The 18,817-nt window shown below is 66.0% G+C and carries 11 protein-coding genes; 1 reads left to right on the top strand and 10 read right to left on the bottom strand.

What is annotated here, in order from left to right:
* Positions 1–209 precede the first annotated feature (209 nt).
* The 7 genes from IWX77_RS12520 to IWX77_RS12550 all read right to left on the bottom strand — a co-directional run bounded on the left by IWX77_RS12520 (position 210) and on the right by IWX77_RS12550 (position 11,033).
* Positions 210–1,688, bottom strand: a complete 1,479-nt coding sequence (locus IWX77_RS12520; protein WP_297413146.1) for a malate:quinone oxidoreductase — start codon at positions 1,686–1,688, stop codon at positions 210–212.
* Positions 1,689–2,333: 645 nt separating this feature from the next.
* Entirely contained in the window at positions 2,334–2,627 is a 294-nt protein-coding gene (locus IWX77_RS12525; protein WP_196844843.1) for a hypothetical protein, read from the bottom strand.
* The gene (locus tag IWX77_RS12530; protein ID WP_196844844.1) at positions 2,624–5,002 is read right to left on the bottom strand and encodes an EAL domain-containing protein; all 2,379 of its coding nucleotides are present in this window, start codon (positions 5,000–5,002) and stop codon (positions 2,624–2,626) included. The genes IWX77_RS12525 and IWX77_RS12530 overlap by 4 nt, the downstream gene beginning before the upstream one ends.
* A gap of 142 nt (positions 5,003–5,144) precedes the next feature.
* Positions 5,145–6,215, bottom strand: a complete 1,071-nt coding sequence (locus IWX77_RS12535; protein WP_196844845.1) for an aspartate-semialdehyde dehydrogenase — start codon at positions 6,213–6,215, stop codon at positions 5,145–5,147.
* A gap of 166 nt (positions 6,216–6,381) precedes the next feature.
* Positions 6,382–7,659 (bottom strand): aspartate kinase, encoded by a 1,278-nt coding sequence (locus tag IWX77_RS12540; protein ID WP_196844846.1) that lies wholly within the window; start codon positions 7,657–7,659, stop codon positions 6,382–6,384.
* 185 nt (positions 7,660–7,844) lie between these two features.
* Positions 7,845–8,444, bottom strand: coding sequence for a recombination mediator RecR (gene recR / locus IWX77_RS12545; RefSeq protein ID WP_196844847.1), 600 nt, complete (start codon positions 8,442–8,444; stop codon positions 7,845–7,847).
* Between the two features lie 3 nt (positions 8,445–8,447).
* A complete protein-coding gene (locus IWX77_RS12550) occupies positions 8,448–11,033 on the bottom strand; it encodes a DNA polymerase III subunit gamma and tau (protein ID WP_196844848.1) in 2,586 nt (861 codons plus the stop codon).
* Positions 11,034–11,292: 259 nt separating this feature from the next.
* On the opposite strand from IWX77_RS12550, the gene IWX77_RS12555 reads away from it, so the two are divergent.
* The gene (locus tag IWX77_RS12555) at positions 11,293–12,213 is read left to right on the top strand and encodes a type IV toxin-antitoxin system AbiEi family antitoxin domain-containing protein (RefSeq protein WP_196844849.1); all 921 of its coding nucleotides are present in this window, start codon (positions 11,293–11,295) and stop codon (positions 12,211–12,213) included.
* A 114-nt stretch (positions 12,214–12,327) separates the two neighbouring features.
* Here IWX77_RS12555 and IWX77_RS12560 read toward each other — a convergent pair whose 3' ends face one another.
* The 3 genes from IWX77_RS12560 to IWX77_RS12570 all read right to left on the bottom strand — a co-directional run bounded on the left by IWX77_RS12560 (position 12,328) and on the right by IWX77_RS12570 (position 18,326).
* Entirely contained in the window at positions 12,328–13,572 is a 1,245-nt protein-coding gene (locus tag IWX77_RS12560; RefSeq protein ID WP_196844850.1) for an acetate/propionate family kinase, read from the bottom strand.
* Positions 13,569–15,785, bottom strand: coding sequence for a phosphate acetyltransferase (gene pta, locus IWX77_RS12565; protein WP_196844851.1), 2,217 nt, complete (start codon positions 15,783–15,785; stop codon positions 13,569–13,571). The genes IWX77_RS12560 and pta overlap by 4 nt, the downstream gene beginning before the upstream one ends.
* A 93-nt stretch (positions 15,786–15,878) precedes the next feature.
* Positions 15,879–18,326: a phosphoketolase family protein gene (locus IWX77_RS12570; protein ID WP_327012188.1), complete on the bottom strand. Its 2,448-nt coding sequence runs from the start codon at positions 18,324–18,326 to the stop codon at positions 15,879–15,881.
* Positions 18,327–18,817 lie beyond the last annotated feature (491 nt).

Genomic DNA, 18,817 nt, shown 5'->3' on the forward strand with positions numbered 1-18,817 from the left:
GGCGCTCCGCGTCAATCGCCGCTGAGGACGGCGGGCGCCGCAACCTCCCCCGGCAGGCCAGCAACCGGCCCGACCGGGGGTTAGTTCAAAAAATCCATCGGACGGCCAGACCCGAGCCGCCAAATTCCAGGTTGGCCGAGGCCCTCTCCCGGCAAATTTCCTGAACTGGCCACGCACGACCTCCGGAAACCGGCGCCGAGCCTCGAGTACTAGTTGCTGAGGTGCAGAACCTCGGCGGTCGCAGCGAGCGAGGCAGCAGCAGCTGCCGGATCGTCGGACAACTTGGTGCCGTAACTCGGGATCATCTGGCGGATGCGCGGCTTCCAGCCCTCAATGCGGTCGGGGAAGCAGCGGGCCAGCAGGTCCACCATGATCGGCGCGGCCGTGGAAGCTCCCGGCGAGGCGCCGAGCAGGCCGGCGATCGAGCCGTCGGACGAGGTGATGACCTCGGTGCCGAACTGCAGCACTCCCCCGAGCTTGGCATCTTTCTTCATCACCTGTACACGCTGGCCGGCCGTGATGAGCTCCCAGTCGTCGGAGACCGCGGCGGGAATGAATTCGCGCAGGGCCTTGAACTTGGCGTTGCGCGACGCGAACACCTCGCCGATCAGGTATTTCATGAGGTCGAAGTTGTGGCGAGCGACGGCGAGCATCGGGCCGAGATTGTGCGCACGAATAGAGAATGGCAGGTCGAACCAGGTGCTGGTCTTCAGGAACTTCGGGCTGAAACCGGCGTACGGGCCGAACAGGAGCGACATTTCGCCATCGACCACGCGGGTGTCGAGGTGCGGCACCGACATGGGCGGGGCGCCCTTGGCCGCCTTACCGTACACCTTGGCCTGGTGCTGGGCGACGAGCTTCGGGTTGGTGGTGCGCAGAAACTGGCCACTGATCGGGAAGCCACCGAAGCCCTTGACTTCGGGGATTCCGCTCTGCTGCAGCAGCGCGAGGGCACCACCGCCGGCACCGACGAAGACGAAGCGGGCGTTGATGGCGCTGCGGGTCTGCCCGACGTGGCGCAGCAGCTTGAGGTTCCACGTGCCATCCGCTTTGTGTTTCAGACCGACGACCTGCTCGTTCATGTGCATCGTGACCCCCTGCGTTTCGAGGTTCTCGAACAGAAAGTGGGTGAGCGCGCCGAAGTCGATGTCGGTGCCGCTGACGATGCGCGTGGCGGCGATCTTCTGGCCGGCCGGGCGCTTGCGGGTGAGCAGCGGGGTCCAGGTGCCGATCTTCTCGACGTTGTCGCTGAACTCCATGCCAGCGAACAACGGCTCGGTGGCGAGCACGGCGTGACGCTTGCGCAGGTACTCCACGTTGGCTTTGCCGTGAACGAAGGTCATGTGCGGGGTGGAATTGATGAACTTGTTCGGCTCCGGCAGGGCGCCGATGGTGACGAGGTGCGCCCACAGCTGCCGGCTGATCTGGAACTGCTCATTGATGACGACGGCCTTGTCGGCGGTGACAGAACCGTCGGGCGCCTGCGGCATGTAGTTGAGCTCGCACAGTCCGGCATGGCCGGTGCCGGCGTTGTTCCACGGGTTCGAGCTCTCCTGAGCCAGTTCGCCGAGGCGCTCGTACACCTCGATACGCCAGTTGGGCTGCAGCTCCTTCAGGAGCGTGCCGAGGGTGGCACTCATGATGCCGCCACCAATGAGGACTACGTCAACGGTTCCCTGAGAATTCACACTATAGAGTGTATCGCTGCGAGCGGATTCGCCTGACCGCGGGAGGCCTTGCGCCTCTCGATGCGACTCACCACGATTGCCGTGACGTCGTCGGTCGCCACCAGGCTGGCCTTGCTCATGAGCTCTGCGACCGCGGCCTGCGGGGTTCCCCGCCGGGCGCTTCGAGCGGATGCCCAGCGTAGAAACGGATGTGAGGTTGACCGGCAACGAGCGCACGATCGGGAAAACTCGGGTCGTTGAGGGCATCCTGCACCGGATCCGGCGTGGCACTGCCAGCATCACTCTTTTATCGAAAAAACTCCCACACAGACCCAAAAGCCGTTACCCAAAAGTGAGAAGTTTCTCGGAATTCCGAGTACTTTTCGGAATCGGTTGGTGGCCACTCCCATTCGCTCCTTGTCGACTCCGCGCGCCGGGGATACCGAGTAGATGGGGTCAGAAAACGCCGAACAGGGCGTCGCCGTCATCATCGAAAAAATGACGCCGACATTCGCAACCTGCTCGAGGCCGTTCTCACCCGGGCCGGGTTTGAGACGTTCGCCACGAGCACTGGCCTCGACGGCATCGCCGCGGTGGTGCCCTTGCCGGGAGCCGATTCGAACCACGGCTCGCCGCCCGTGCCGGCGGCAGATGACCCGGCTGATCTCAGTCCGAGGCTGTGCCGTGAATACTCGACCCTTGCGCCGAATCGGCGCGGTAGAACCATGATCCAGTTCTTGTCGAGGTACCGCCACGGCACCCCACCGCAACCCCGGTGGAGACGAAGACGATGAGAATGCCGGCCAGAAACAGCTGGTTGGTGAAAAGCTGAATGTCGAGCAGCCCGGACACGGCGACCAGAAGAAGGGTCGACGAACCGACCAGCAGCTGGGAGAGAAAAAGGGATCGTTCAACCCGACACTGGTGTGCACGGTCTGGTCGGCAGCGGCGTCGGATCATGACGGCGCGACCGCGGCGTGCGCCGTGGGCGTCGCCGGCACTGGCAGCACGGCCTTCGCCCCGAATTCATCGAGCCGGTCGACGGTCTCGGTGAACCCCTGGGGCACACCAAAATGAAAACCCTGGGCGCTGCGAATGCCGAGCCGAGCCAGCTGCTCCGCCATGTGGGCGTTCTCGACGCCCTCGACAATCATTGAATATTCCAGCTTGTCTCCAAAACTCTGCAGCGCGGTGAGCACCTCGCGCTGGCGGATGTCGGCGAGGTCGTCGACCAGACTGCGATCGATCTTGAGGATGTCCATCGGCACCCGCACGAGCGAATCGACCGAAGAATCTTCGGAGCCGTAGTCATCGAGGGCGATCAGAATGCCGAGGTCGCGCAGTCGGTTGGTTTGCGCACGAATCTGCGCGGACACGCGCACGGCCGAGCGCTCGTTGAGCTCGAGGCAGAGCGTGATCTCGGGGAAGCGATTGTTCAGGTCTTCCGCGAACGTGCCGAGCCGTTCCGGCGCAAGCTGTCCGGCCTCGACATTTACGGTCATACAGACAATGCCGGGTTCGACCAGACGAAACTCGGCCGCCGCGGCCATGGCCTGCTCGGCAATCTGCCGGGTCAGTTTGTCGAACCGGCCCAGGCTTTTGGCGGTCTCCACCAGCGATGGCGGCGAGATCGTGCCCAGTTCCGGGTCGACGTAGCGCAGCAGCGCCTCAAACGCCCAGATGCGGCCGGTGATGAGGCTGACGATCGGCTGATAGGCCAGTGGCAGCCGGTTTTCGTCGATGGCGCGGGCGACCGTGGCGTTGAACTGCGAGGGCCGGTGACCCGACACGTTGATGCTGGCCACGCCGTCCATGCTGCCGCGGCGGCGGTTTTTCTTGACCATGAGCATGCTGTGGTCGGCGTCGTGAACGAGAGAGGCGACATCCGTTTCAACGAGGGCGGAGAACGCGAGGCCCATGCTGATTCTCGGGGTGATGGTGTCGGCGCCGATGTTGAGCGGCACAGCGGATGCCGCCAGGACCGTCTCGGCGATGGCTTTGGCTTCGTCCAGGGTCGCCAATCGGGTGAGGATGATGACGAATTCGTCACCGCCGACCCGCGCGACGACGTCGTGTGGACGTACCGATTGGCGCAGCCGCTGGCCGAGCGCCCGCAGCACCTCATCGCCGGCCTGATGCCCGTAGGTGTCGTTCAGTCGTTTGAATCCGTCGAGGTCCAGGAACAGCACGGCGATGGCTTCCGCGTCGCTGCGGGTGCTGTTGATGGTGTCGAGCGCCTCCTGAAAGGCACCGTAGTTGTGCAGACCGGTGAGCGGATCGGTGTTGGCCCGCGCGGTGAGGCCTGCCACGTTCTGCCGGGCCTGCACCGCCAATTCGGCGGTGGCCGCGAGGGCTTGCAGCGCGCGGCGGTCAAGCCCGGAGAACGCGCCGTCCATCGGGTCGCGGCGGGCGACGAGAAACTGTGGCTCACCGGGAGTGAAACTGACCGCCACGCCGATAGCTCCGGCCTCGGCCGGGCGGGTCTGCACGACAATCGACTGCACGCCGACCGCGCTGGCCGCCGCTGCACAGAGAGCGTCGGCAAGGCTGTCCACGCTGTGGATGGCGCTCAGACTGCTGCTGCCGACCACGAGGCCGTTCAGTCGACGTCGCATGTCCCACACCGTACGCAGAACGATCACAAACAGCGCCACCATGAAACTTCCCAGCAGCGTGCCGACGGCGGTATCGATGCGGGTGAGGCCCGAACCGGGCAGGGGCAGGCCGACGTCGGCCCAGTACGCCGAGAACATGGTCAACGCCGCAACGCCGACCAGCAGCAAGCCGAGGCGCACCGCCGAGATGAGCGGTCGGCCGCCGATATCGGCGGGGGCATTGATCAGGCGCACCCGCAGCACTTCGAGGGACAACACGAACAGGACATACCCGGCGGATGCCACTGCGACCGCCGGCAGCACGGCCAGGCCGACCTGGCCGAGGAACCACGCGATGAGGAAATAGACCATGCAGCTGACGCCCACGAGGCCCGCGCTGTACACGGACACCCCGATGCGGCGGGACTCCACGAGTAACGCCGCCAGGACTCCGAACATCACGACGCCGATGATGGCCTGAACGGGGAGCACGGGGACGAGCGCGGGAACAGCCAGAACCGGCACGCTGATGGCGGGCGCGCGATGCGGCACACTGCCCAGCCCAATCCACGCTATTTCGAGGGCGGCGACGCACAGAATTCCGCACAGCGCCGCAGCGACTCCGCTGCCCGGATCAGCAAGAACCATGGTGAATGCACCAGGAATAAACACCAGCCCCACGGCCGTGAACACGACAAAGGAGACGCGCTGCAGCACGCCCAACACCCCACTTCGGCTCACGAATTCACAGCATACGCGAACTGAACCCAATAAGGGCATGTGGGTACGTTCTGATTCCAATCAGCAGTGACACTGGCGCGGTTCGGGCAAAGAGGCAGCGCGGCTCAGCGCGGCGGCGCGGCTCAGCGACTGGTTGACGCGGTTAGGCGACGACGAGGTCGGCGGCAATGAGCTCCGCGATCTGCACGGCGTTCAACGCGGCGCCCTTGCGCAGGTTGTCGTTGCTGATGAAGAGGGCCAGGCCACGGCCATCCGCTACGCCTTCGTCTTGTCGGATGCGACCGACGAAGCTTGCGTCCTGCCCGGCCGCCTGGAGCGGAGTGGGAATATCGGTCAGTTCGACGCCGGGGGCGGTTGTGAGCAACTCCTGGGCGCGGGCGACGCTGATCGGCTTCGCGAACTCGACGTTGATCGAGAGAGAGTGGCCGGTGAACACGGGAACGCGCACGCAGGTTCCGGAGACGAGCAGCTCGGGCAGGCCGAGAATCTTGCGGCTCTCGTTGCGCAGCTTCTTCTCTTCGTCGGTTTCGAACTGGCCGTCGTCGACGATGGAACCGGCCAGCGGGATCACATCGAACGCGATCGGGCGGGCGTAGATGGTGGGCTCGGGCAGGGCGACCGCGCTGCCGTCGTGCACGAGCTGGAACAGGTTCTCGTCTTGCGCGGCAACGCGCACCTGGCTGGCCAGTTCGAACGCGCCGGCCAGCCCACTGCCCGAGACCGCCTGGTAGGTGCTGACGATGAGTCGTTTGAGGCCGGCTTCGTCGTGCAGGACCTTGAGCACCGGCATGGCGGCCATGGTGGTGCAGTTCGGGTTGGCGATGATGCCCTTGACGGCCTGCTTGATGGCTTCCGGGTTGACCTCGCTCACGACGAGGGGAACATCCGGGTCCATGCGCCAGCCCGAGGAGTTGTCGACGACGAGCGCGCCGGCGGCGGCGAAACGGGGGGCCTGCGCCTTGGAGAGCGTGGCACCGGCCGAGAAGATGGCGACGTCGAGCCCGGTCGGATCAGCGACCGAGGCGTCTTCGACCGTGATCTGCTCGCCCTTGAAGGCGAGGGTGGTGCCGGCCGAGCGGGCCGAGGCAAAGAAACGAATGCTCTTGACCGGAAAGTCACGCTCCTCGAGCAGGCGACGCACCACGGCGCCGACCTGCCCGGTGGCTCCGACGACGCCGATATGGATGCCGGCTGTGCTGGCTGAGTTGGTCACGTATGTTTCCTAACGTCGTTCGAGGCTGTCCGCAGTGGCTCATTCAGAAAAAGTCGGCAGATGTGCGCGTATTTCGGCCCCCGAGCGGATGTTCGAGGTCGATTTGCGGAATTAGCCACCGGGAGCAGTGATGCCGAGGTGGTGTGGGCGGGTGGAGCGGGTGGAGCTAGCGGCCGGAGCCGCCTTGCACGACGGCTTCGATCTCGCCGTCGAGCCCGAATGCGGTGTGCACCACGCGAAGGGCTTCGTTGATGGTGTCGGCGCGGGTGACGACCGAGATGCGAATTTCACTCGTGGAGATCATTTCGATGTTGATTCCGGCTTCGTAGAGCGCCTCGAACAGCTTCGCCGAGACGCCGGTATTGGTGCGCATGCCGCCGCCGACCAGGGCGAGCTTGGCGATCTGGTCGTCGTACTGCAGGCTCGTGAAGCCGATGAGCTCCCGCTCGTTGGTCAGCGCGGTGAGCACCTGCTGGCCTTCCGACTTGGGGAGCGTGAAGGAGATGTCGGTGAGCCCGGTGGCGGCAGCGGACACGTTCTGCACGATCATGTCGACGTTGGCGTTGGTGCGCGCGACGATCTTGAAGATGAGCGCGGCCTTGCCGGGAATGTCGGGCACGCCGACCACGGTGACCTTCGCCTCGCTCAGGTCAGCGGCGATTCCGGCGATGATTGGCTCTTCCACGATTTCTCCATTTTCTCGCGCGGTCGCGGCGTTGTACACGATGGTGCCAATGTTGTTGTTGAACGAGGAGCGCACGTGCAGCGTGACGCCGTGGCGGCGAGCATATTCCACAGCGCGAATATACAGAACTTTGGCGCCCGCGGCGGCCAGTTCCAGCATCTCCTCGCTCGTGACGCGATCGAGTTTACGGGCGCGAGGCACGACGCGCGGGTCGGCGGTGAAGACGCCATCGACATCCGTGTAAATCTCGCAAATGTCGGCGCCGAGCGCGGCAGCGAGGGCGACGGCGGTGGTGTCGGAGCCGCCGCGGCCGAGAGTGGTGATGTCCCTGGTGTCGCGGTTGAAGCCCTGGAAGCCCGCGACGATGGCGACGGCACCCTCGTCGAGGGCCGAGCGGATGCGTCCGGGCGTGACGTCGACGATACGCGCCGAGCCGTGGCGGGCATCCGTGATCATGCCGGCCTGGCTGCCGGTGAAGGAGCGGGCGTCGTAACCGAGACTCTTGATCGCCATCGCGAGCAAAGCCATCGAGATGCGCTCGCCGGCGGTGAGCAGCATGTCAAGCTCGCGCGGGGCGGGCAGCGGGGTGACTTGGTGGGCAAGGTCGAGCAGCTCGTCAGTGCTGTCGCCCATCGCCGAGACGGCGACGACAACCTCGTTGCCGGCCTTGCGTGTGTCGACGATGCGCTTGGCGACCCGCTTGATACTTTCGGCATCGGCGACGGACGACCCGCCAAACTTCTGCACGATCAAGCTCATATGACTCCTGAGATGGGGGTGAACGGGCTGGGGTGCGCGCCACGTCCAAGTTCCCATCCTAAATGCTGGTGCTCACGAGTGCCCACATGTGACGCCGTGCGGCGGTGGGGGTGGGTGGTTCGTGGGAGCGGATGAGGCCACCCACTCGCCGGGCCCGGAACGCATGTGGGCGGGGGCGGGGCTGACTAGTGGGTGACCTCGCGTCGGCCCTCGAAAGCGCGTCCGAGGGTGACCTCATCGGCATACTCGAGGTCCCCACCGACCGGCAGCCCGGAGGCGAGACGGGTTACCTTGATCTCGAGAGTCGTCAGCAGGCGGGAGAGGTAGGTGGCCGTAGCCTCCCCCTCCAGGTTCGGGTCGGTCGCGATGATCACCTCTTGTACGGTGTTGTCGGCGAGGCGCTGCATCAGCTGACGGATACTCAGGTCGTCGGGGCCGACGCCGTCGATCGGACTGATGGCTCCGCCGAGCACGTGATAGAGGCCCTTGAACTCGCGGGTACGTTCGATCGCGACGACGTCCTTGGCCTCCTCCACCACGCAGATCGAGGTGGGATTACGACGCGGATCGCGGCAGATGAGGCACGTCGGTTGCTCGGACACATTGCCACAGATCTCACAGAAGCGCACCTTGTCGCGCACTTCAAGCAGCACGTTGGCGAGCCGGGTCACGTCGAACTTCTCGGTCTGCAGAATGTGGAACGCGATGCGCTGCGCCGACTTCGGGCCGATACCGGGAAGCTGGCCGAGTTCGTCGATCAGTTCCTGAACGATGCCTTCATACATGGTCTAGTGGTCGTTTCTGGTTCGGGGCGCCGCGGTGTACGGCTGTTCTTCGATGAAGGTGGCACCGAGAATCTCGCGCACGACGGCCTCGCCGTAGCGCTGCTTCTCGGCGAAGGACGGCGCGCGCGCGGGGTCTTTCGTGGTGCCGCGCTGGCCGGAAGCGTTCGGATGCCGGCGCGGGGTCGGCGCACTCTGCTGGCCAGGGTCCTGCTGGCCAGGGCTCTGCTGGCCAGGGCTCTGCTGGCCAGGGTCCTGCTGGCCAGGGTCCTGCTGGCCAGGGTTCTGGCTGCCCGCATGTGGCTGGGGTTCGTCCCGCGGCTGTTCGCCCTGCCCCGGGCTCGCCTGCACAGCGGATACCTCCTGGTGCGACACGTAGGTCGGCACGCGTTCCTCGGCGGGAGCATCCATCTCGGGCGGCGCATCATCATCGAAAGGCGGAGGTACGTCGTCGAACGGCGGTTCGTCTTGGCCCTGCGACGGGGCGGAAGGCATGAAAGATCGCCCGAACGACGATTCAGACGCTGGCGACGAGACCGGAATGGCGGCAGCGCTCGGTAGCGGCTGCTCAGAAGTGGCGGGGGTTGAGGCATCAGCTGCAACGTCGGCCACAGCCGGCAACGCCGGACCGTTGGGCGAACCGGGGATAGCCACGGTGGCCCATCCGCTGGTGGCTGGAGCAACCGGCGACGCACCTGCCGTCGCTGCTTCCCGCCTCGCTCCGGAGGGGACCATTGACGTCGGCGCGGGTGCATCGGGCGCGGGCGATTTCGCTGTGCCGTGAATCTGCTGGGTGGATGCAGGTGCAGACACGATAGGTGCAGACGCAGCCGGTGCGGCTTTAGTCGTTTCTGGCTCGGCGGCCGCTGGCGCAGGCTCCGCGGTGACGGTCGACGAGTCAGCCGAGGAGGCGCTGGCGAGGGACGGCTCGCGGTCGGCGTCGACCCGCGCGATGAACTTGACCCGCAGGCCGAGCACGGCGACGATCGCGGTGCGCAAGAAGTCACTGGTTCCCATTCCGGGAACCTTCTGCTGCTTAAAGCTGTCGACGTCGGCCTGGCTCGGGAACGAGAGCGCGAGCACATCACCGTTCAGGCCAAGCACGTGCGCGGTGTAGACGACGAGCCACGCAGTGGTCTTCTCGTTCTGCACGGCTTCGAGAATCTCGGGCCAGGCGTCTTTCAGCTGCTGCAGCGAGACCGGAGCCCCGAGGACCACGGCTGGTCGGGCAGCCTGCTTTCCCGGGATGGTCGTCTCGACACGCTCGACCACCGAAGAGGGTGGGGTCGCGGAGGTAACTTCAGGGGCGGAGCGAACTTCAGGGGCGGAGGTAACTTCAGGGGCGGAGCGAACTTCAGGGGCGGAGGGTGCGCCGGCTGAGAAGGGTGTGCCCGCTGCGGGCGTACCCGGCGCCGCCGTGACTCCGTCGACTCCGATGCGACGCTCGAGTCGTTCGACCCGGGCGAGGGCGCCGCGCGTCGTGTCGTCGGTTGCAGGAATGAGGGCGCGGGCGATCATGAGTTCGAGGTGCAGGCGCGGCGAGGTGGCCCCGCTCATCTCGGTGAGCGCGGCGTTCAGAATGTCGGCGGTGCGCGAGAGTTCGGCCGGCCCGAAAGCGGCGGCCTGCACGCTCATGCGCTCCAGCTCGTCTTGCGGCACGCCGCGCAGCACGGCCGCGGCTCCCGCAACGCTCGTAGCCGCGACGATGATGAGGTCGCGCATGCGCTCCAGCAGGTCTTCGACGAAGCGGCGCGGATCTTGCCCGGTCTGAATGACCCGGTCAACCGCGTCGAACGCGGCAGCGGAATCGCGGGTGCCGATGGCCTCAACGGCTTCGTCGAGCAGGGAAGCGCTCGTGTAGCCGAGCAGCGCAACGGCGCGCTCGTACTCAATGGACTGCCCATCGGACCCGGCCATGAGCTGGTCGAGCAGCGACAGGGTGTCGCGCGGCGAGCCTCCGCCGGCGCGTACAACGAGCGGCAGCACACCCGGGGCGACGACCATCTTCTCGGTGTCGCACATGTGCTGCACGTATTCGAGCATCGGCCCCGGCGGCACCAGCCGGAACGGATAGTGATGCGTGCGCGAGCGGATGGTGCCGATCACCTTTTCGGGTTCGGTGGTCGCGAAGATGAACTTCACGTGTTCCGGCGGCTCTTCGACGATCTTGAGCAGCGCGTTGAAGCCCTGCGGTGTGACCATGTGTGCCTCGTCAAGGATGAAGATTTTGTAGCGGTCGCGGGCGGGCGCGAAAATGGCACGCTCGCGAATATCGCGGGCATCGTCGACGCCGTTGTGGCTCGCCGCATCGATCTCGACAACGTCGAGGGAACCGCCGCCGTTGCGGGCGAGCTCGACACAGCTCGGGCAGACGCCGCACGGAGTGTCGGTGGGACCCTCGGCACAGTTCAGGCAGCGGGCCAGGATGCGCGCGCTCGTGGTTTTACCGCAACCGCGTGGACCGCTGAACAGATAGGCGTGATTCACCCGGTTCGTGCGGAGCGCCGTCATTAGCGGATCGGTCACTTGGGACTGGCCGATCATCTCGGCAAAGGTCTCTGGCCGGTAGCGGCGATACAGGGCGGTAACCACGTTCTCAATGGTACTTGCCCGCACCGACACTCGCCCGCTTCGTTCCGGGCGCACAATGCCATTCCCTCGCGCGCATCCGCACGTAAAACCGGTAGATCGGAGACGCGCCGTTCAAACACGGCCCGGGATGCGGCGCGTCGCGATTCTGACCGGCATTGCCTGCAGCGGATGAGTCCTCCCCCACCAGGCGAGGCATCCGCTTGTACCCAGATTTGCCCACCGTCCCACGGTTTAGGTGCGGATCTAGCATCCTCTCGGTATGCGTCCCCTTCAGGTTGTTTGCTCGCTCGGTCACGTCGCCACCACCGACGAGCTCTTTCAGAGTGGAGTGAGCGCCCGTGAAATTCGCGCCGCTGTGCAATCGGGCTGCATCGCTCGCGCCGCCCGCGGTATCTACGTCTGCGAGCATGCCGATGCCGAGCAGCGTCAAGCCGGTGCACTGCATGCCCAGATCGCCTGCGTCAGTGCCGCGCACCGCTTCGGAGTCTGGTCGGGCCTGGACTCCGCACTTCACCTCATGCGTCCAGCGGATGCGCGCGGCGGCGGAGCGATCACCCGCCCGGGTATGGACTCAAGCGGGCGTGCCCTGCATTTTCACGGAGCACGGCCGCGGTTCGGAAACCCGGGAAAGTCGTGGGTGGTCGACCCCATCGAAGCAGTCTGGCAGGCCATCCATTGCCTCGATGAAGAAAACGCTATCGCCTGTCTGGAATCTGCCCTGCATCTCAAGTTCCTCACGGTCGCCCAGATGCGCAGACTCTGCCTGCACGCGCCCGCACGACTTCAGCCGGGCATACGGGAGATGGAGAACACCTCCGACTCCGGGCTCGAAACTATTACTCGGCGACGGCTTCGACATCACGGCTATACCGTCGTGGGGCAAGGACGGATTGGTTCGGGCACGAACTCGATCTATGAGGATCTCGTCGTTGAAGATTGCGTCGCGCTCGAGATCGACGGCAGGCAGTGGCACGGAGCGGCGAAGCTCGGCTCTGACTACGACCGAGATCTGATGGTCGAGGGTCTGGGTCGGCGAACCCTACGTTTGTCGTATCGACACATCATGTTCGATTGGCAAACGACCCTCGCGACGATCGAACGCACGGTCACTGACGCACAGTGGGTCCGCAATCGCCATCGCGGTAGTCCAATGCGGGGCCAAAACGAGCCGTGGTGGTGAGCCGTGAACGCAAGACCGGCAGCATTCGCGACACGCCGAGATTGATACTCGTTCGGCACAGCGTGTCGCAGACTTACCGGCACTACGTACCGGCTCGGCCCGAGAAGGAGCGGGCTAACGCACCGTCTTGAGGGTCTGGCGGGCGATCTCCAGCTCCTCGTTGGTCGGAATGACGAGCACGGTGACCGCGGAGTCGTCGGCGCTGATGACGCGGGCGCCTCGGTCGGCGGCGGCGTTGCGCACCGGGTCGATGCGGATTCCCAGTGCTTCCAGCCCGGCGAGGGCGCGCTCGCGCACGAGCGGCGCGTTCTCGCCGACACCGGCGGTGAACGAGATCACGTCGACCCGGCCGAGCTGCGCGTAATACGCCCCGACATAGCCCTTGATCCGGTGCACGTACACGTCGATCGCGAGCTGCGATGGCCCGTCACCGGCGGCCGCGGCCACGATCACATCGCGCATGTCGCCACGCCCGGTCAGGCCGAGCAGTCCGCTGCCGCGGTTGAGCATGGTGTCGAGTTCAGGAAAGTCGAGTCCGGCACGGCGATTCAGGTGAAACAGCACGCCCGGGTCAATGTCGCCGGAACGTGTGCCCATGACCAGCCCCTCCAGCGGGGTCATGCCCATACTGGTCTCGACCGAACGACCCCCCTCGACCGCACACGCCGACCCGCCGTTGCCGAGGTGCAACACGATCTGGTTGAGATCCTCGACCGGTCGCTGCAGAAAGTTGGCCACCTCGTGCGCGACAAAGCCGTGGCTGGTGCCATGAAAACCATAACGACGGATGCGAAACCGCTCGGCCAGGTCAGCGTTGATCGCGTAGGTGAACGCTTCGGGCGGCAGGGTCTGGTGAAAGGCGGTGTCGAAAATGGCCACGTGCGGAACGTCGGCGAACGCCTCCACGGCTGCGACGATGCCCTGCAGCGCGCCCGGATTGTGCAGCGGCGCGAGCCCGGACAGCTCGTTGATGTCACGCTCGACCTGCGGCGTGACCAGGGTCGGCTGGTGAAAGCGTGCCCCGCCGTGCACGACGCGGTGCCCGACGGCGACCGGCGCATGCATGGCGAGCGACGGACCGTGGGTCGCGAACGCTTCGAGCATGACGGCGAAGCCGGCCGTGTGATCGGGAATGGGCAGCTCACGGTTCCACTTTCGATCAGCGGATGCCGGAACGCGCGTCTCCGACGCCGCCTCGGCCGCCGACGCCGTCGCCCCGGCGATGGAGTGCACGGAATCGCCGACGACCTCGCCGATGCGCTCGACCAGACCGCTCGCGAGGGTGATCTCGTTGTCCATTTCGATCAGCTGGTACTTGAACGAGCTCGAGCCGGAATTGACGACCAGAACGGCGGTCATCGGGTGGCACCGGCCGGCGTCGCGTCCACGGCGGCGAGCGGTGACGACGCACGGGTCAGCCCGGCCGCCTGAATGGCCGTGATCGCGACGGTGTTCACGATGTCCTGCACGAGGGCGCCGCGCGACAGGTCGTTGATCGCCCTGCGCAGGCCCTGCAGCACGGGGCCGATCGCGACGGCGCCGGCGCTGCGCTGCACCGCCTTATAGGTGTTGTTGCCGGTGTTCAGGTCGGGAAATATGAACACGGTGGCGCGGCCCGCCACGCTGGAACCGGGCATCTTTGTGGCCGCGACGGCGGCATCCGCTGCTGCATCGTACTGGATGGGGCCCTCGACCAGCAGGTCGGGACGCCGCTCACGTACGAGGGCTGTGGCGGTGCGCACCTTTTCGACGTCGGCGCCCTCGCCGGAGGATCCGGTCGAATACGACAGCATGGCGATGCGCGGCTCGATGCCGAACTGCACCGCCGTCGCAGCGGCCGAGATGGCGATGTCGGCAAGCTGCTCAGCCGTTGGCACCGGAATGACGGCACAGTCGCCGTAGACGAGCACGCGGTCGGCGAGCGCCATGAGGAACACGCTGGACACCACGCCGACGCCTCCTTGCGTCTTGATGATCTCGAAGCTCGGCCGAATGGTGTGCGCGGTCGTGTGGGTGGCACCGGAGACCATGCCGTCGGCGAGCCCCTGCTGCACCATCATGGTGCCGAAGTAGCTCACGTCGGTGACGGTCTCGTTGGCCTGGTCGAGCGTGATGCCCTTGTGGGCGCGCAGCTGCAGGTACTCCTGCGCGAACTTCAGGCGCAGCAGGTCGTCGTACGGGCTCACGACGTGGGCTTTGGAAATGTCGAGGCCGAGGCCGATGGCGCGCGAGCGCACCTCGAATTCCTCACCAAGAATGGTCAGCTCGACCACATCACGGGCCAGCAGCGTGGCGGCGGCGCGCAGCACGCGGTCGTCTTCACCCTCGGGCAGCACGATGTGTTGGCGGTTCTTTCGAGCCCGTTCCAGCAGCGCGTACTCGAACATGAGCGGGGTGACGACCTCGGTCGGGCTCACGTCGAGCCGGTCGAGCAGCGCGGCCGCGTCGACGTGCGTCTCGAACAGGGCCAGCGCGGTGTCGTGCTTGCGCTGCGAGTCGGCGGCGAGGCGGCCACGGGTGCGGGTAATGCGCATGGCCGTGTCATAGGAGCCGAGCGGGGTCATGATGATCGGCAACGAGGGCGCGAGGCCCTCCATCAGCCGCTGGATCGAGTCGGGCAGCTCGAAGCCGCCATTGAGCACGATGCCGGCGATCGACGGGAACGTCGCGGAGGCGTTGGCGAGCAGCACGGCCAGCAGCACGTCCTCGCGGTCGCCCGGCACGACGACGACAGCGCCGTCGATCAGGCGCGGGAGCACGTTGACCATCGACATCGCGGCCACGACGACGCCGAGCGCCTCGCGCGCCAGCAACGCCGGGTCGCCCTTGATCAGGGTGCCCTCGGTCGCCTCCATGATGCTCTGCATGCTCGGGGCGACGAGGTAGGGGTCTTCGGGAATCGCCCAGATCGGCACACCGAACGCACCGCCCGAGCGCGCCGGCTGGGCGTTGGTGGTGGCGCGCACAGCGTCAATGATCTCGGCCAGAGCGCACTCGTCGGCGCGGTTGACAATGATCGCCAAAATGGAGGCGTGTTCGTCGCGCAGTTCCGCCAGCGCGACGTCGGTCTGCTGGCCGATGTCCGCGGCGGAACGGGCGTCGCTCTGACCGAGGCGTTCGCCCTCGCCCGGGCCGACCCGGCCGCCGAGTACGAGCAGCACGGGGGCGCCGAGGTTCGCGGCGATGCGCGCGTTGAAGGCGAGTTCGGTGGGGCTGCCGACGTCGGTGTAGTCACTGCCAATGACGACAACCGTGTCACAGTTGGCTTCGAGCGCCTTGTAGCGCGCAACGATGTGGGCCAGGGCGGCGTCGGGGTCGGTGTTGACGTCGTCGTAGCTAACACCGATGCTCTGCTCGTAAGTCTGCCCGGTCGCGGCTCCGGGGCCGGCATTGGCCGTGAGGTGTCGCAGCAGAAGCTCGACGACGTAGTCGGGTTCGGTCGCGGTGCGGGCCACCGGACGGAACACGCCGACCCGCTCCACCAGGTGGGTGAGCGTGTCGAGCACGCCGAGCGCGATCGAGGATTTGCCGGTATTTCCTTCGGCGCTGGTGATATAGATGCTTCGAGCCACGGTGTCCATTCAAGCTTATTCGGGTTGGGAGAGTGTCGGGCGGGCCTTACACGTCAGTCACGACCCGGCGAGATCGGGTCGAGGTCGGTGCCGCTAGACATTGTCGCTGCCGGTCTCGGCCGCGGCGGGGGCGGTATCCCGTGTCGACCAGGACCAGTCGCTGACGAACGGCAGGTCTTCGCCGTGGTCGCGGGTGTATTGGCGCGCGGCCAGTCGGGAGTCCTGCATGCGCTGTCGAAGCAGACCGGCGCGGGCGGCGAGGCCGGGGGTGCGGTCGATGACATCCATGACGAGGTGATACCGGTCGAGGTCGTTGAGCATGACCATGTCGAACGGGGTCGTCGTGGTGCCGATCTCCTTGTAGCCGCGGGCGTGCAGATTCTCGTGGCCGTGGCGCTTGTAGGTAAGCCGGTGGATCAGCCAGGGATAGCCGTGATAGGCGAAAATGATGGGCTTGTCGGGCGTGAACACGGCGTCGAAGGCGCTGTCGCTCAGGCCGTGCGGGTGGTCGTCCTCGGACTGCAGCCGCATGAGGTCGACGACGTTCACGACCCGCACCTTGAGGTCGGGCAGGTTTTCGCGCAGAATCTCGGCGGCGGCGAGCACCTCGAGCGTCGGCACGTCACCGGCGGCGGCGAGCACGACATCGGGGGCGAGGCCGGGCACCTCGGTGCCGGCCCAGTCGAAGATGCCGAGGCCTCGGGTGCAGTGCGCGACGGCCTCTTCCATGGTGAGCAGGTTCGGCGCGGGCTGCTTGCCGGCGACGACCACGTTGACATAGTTGACGCTGCGCAGGCAGTGGTCGTAGGTGCTCAGCAGCGTGTTCGCGTCAAACGGCAGATACACCCGCACGACATCGGCGCTCTTGTTGACGACGTGGTCGATGAACCCCGGGTCCTGGTGGCTGAACCCGTTGTGATCCTGCCGCCAGACGTGCGAGCTCAGCAGGTAGTTGAGGCTCGCGATCGGCGCTCGCCACGGAATATCGGCGGTCACCTTGAGCCACTTGGCGTGCTGGTTGAACATCGAATCGACAATGTGAATGAACGCCTCGTAGCAGTTGAACAGCCCGTGCCGCCCGGTGAGCAGGTAGCCTTCCAACCAGCCCTGACACTGGTGCTCACTGAGCATCTCCATGACACGGCCGGCCCGGGCAAGGTTCGTGTCGCCGGGCTTCATTTCGGCGTCCCACTGCTTGGCGGTCACCTCGTAGACCGCCGGGGCCAGCCGGTTCGAGGCGGTTTCGTCCGGCCCGAAGATGCGAAAGTTGTCAGGATTCAAGCGGATGACCTCGGCCAGATAGCCGCCGAGCACTCGCGTGGCCTCGTTCAACGTTGCGCCGGGGGTGGGCACGTCGACGGCAAAATCGCGAAAATCGGGCAGATGCAGGTCGCGGCGGAGCAGTCCGCCGTTGGCGATCGGGTTGGCGCTCATGCGCAGATCGCCACCCGGGACGAGGGCTCGGATCTGTGCCACAGGAGCACCCTGTTGGTCGAACAGTTCTGCGGGACGGTAGGAGAGCATCCACTCTTCGAGCAGGGCAGTGTGGGCCGGGGTGTCGCGGGCGTTGGCGAGCGGAACCTGGTGCGCACGCCAGGTGTTCTCGACCTGCACGCCGTCGATAGTGGCGGGGCAGGTCCAGCCTTTGGGAGTGCGGAGGATGATCATGGGCCAGCGCGGGCGGGCGAAATCTTCGTTGTTGGCTGCGGCCACAGCCGCTGCCGCCTTGATGTCGGCGATCTGGTTGAGTACCAGGTCGAGGGTGTCGGCCATGCGGGCGTGCACGAGCAGCGGGTCTTCGCCGTCGAAGCCGCCGGAGACTACATGAGGAGTATGACCGTAGCCGCGCATGAGGTCGAGCAGCTCGTCTTCGGGGATACGCGCGAGCACGGTGGGGTTGGCAATCTTGTACCCGTTGAGGTGCAAGATGGGCAGCACGACGCCGTCCTGCAGAGGATCGATGAACTTGTTCGAGTGCCAGCTGGTGGCGAGTGGACCGGTTTCGGCCTCGCCGTCACCGACGACCGCGGCCACGAGCAGGTTCGGGTTGTCGAACGCGGCCCCGTAGGCGTGGCTGAGCGCGTAGCCGAGTTCGCCGCCCTCGTGGATGGATCCGGGCAGCTCGGGCGAGGCGTGGCTGGGGATGCCGCCGGGAAAGGAAAACTGGCGAAACAGCTTCTGCACGCCGTGGGCGTTCTGCTCGATGTCGGCATAAACCTCGGTGTAGGTGCCGTCGAGGTAGGCGTTGGCGACCATGCCGGGGCCGCCGTGGCCGGGACCGGTGATGTAGATGGTGCTCTGACCGCGCTCCTGGATGGCCCGGTTGAGGTGCGCGTAGAGAAAGTTGAGGCCGGGCGTGGTGCCCCAGTGGCCGAGCAGCCGCGGCTTGACGTGGTCGCGAGTGAGTGGCTCTTTCAGCAGCGCGTTGCCGAGCAGGTAGATCTGGCCGACGGCGAGGTAATTCGCGGCCCGCCACCAGGCGTCGATGCTCGCGAGGGCCTCGGCGCTGAGGGGTTTCGGCGCTCGAGAAGGCCAGGTCATGGTTCCGGAATCGTCGATCATCGGTCCTCCGCTTTGTCGCACGGCGACACAGCCGCGCTTCTTCCATCCTATTGAGCCGCGCCAATGGGCAAAGTGCCAAAGGTCCCGACTCCCGGGTACTCGGCTCAATGGGGGTCAGGATCCTGTCACGAATTTACCCCCTCTCGCAGAACAGAGGGGAGAGAAAAGACTCCTCGCGCACCTCGGTACCGGGGCACAGCCCCGGTTACCCGTGCTGTGGGGGAGAGAAAAGACTCCTCGCGCACCTCGGTACAGGGGCACAGCCCCGGTTACCCGTGCTGTGGGGGAGAGAAAAGACTCCTCGCGCACCTCGGTACAGGGGCACAGCCCCGGTTACCCGTGCTGTGGGGGAGAGAAAAGACTCCTCGCGCACCCCGGTACAGGGGCACAGCCCCGGTTACCCGTGCTGTGGGGGAGAGAAAAGACTCCTCGCGCACCCCGGTACAGGGGCACAGCCCCGGTTACCCGTG

Origin of the sequence: Cryobacterium sp. CAN_C2 (assembly GCF_015751745.1) — a bacterium.
GTDB lineage: Bacteria > Actinomycetota > Actinomycetes > Actinomycetales > Microbacteriaceae > Cryobacterium.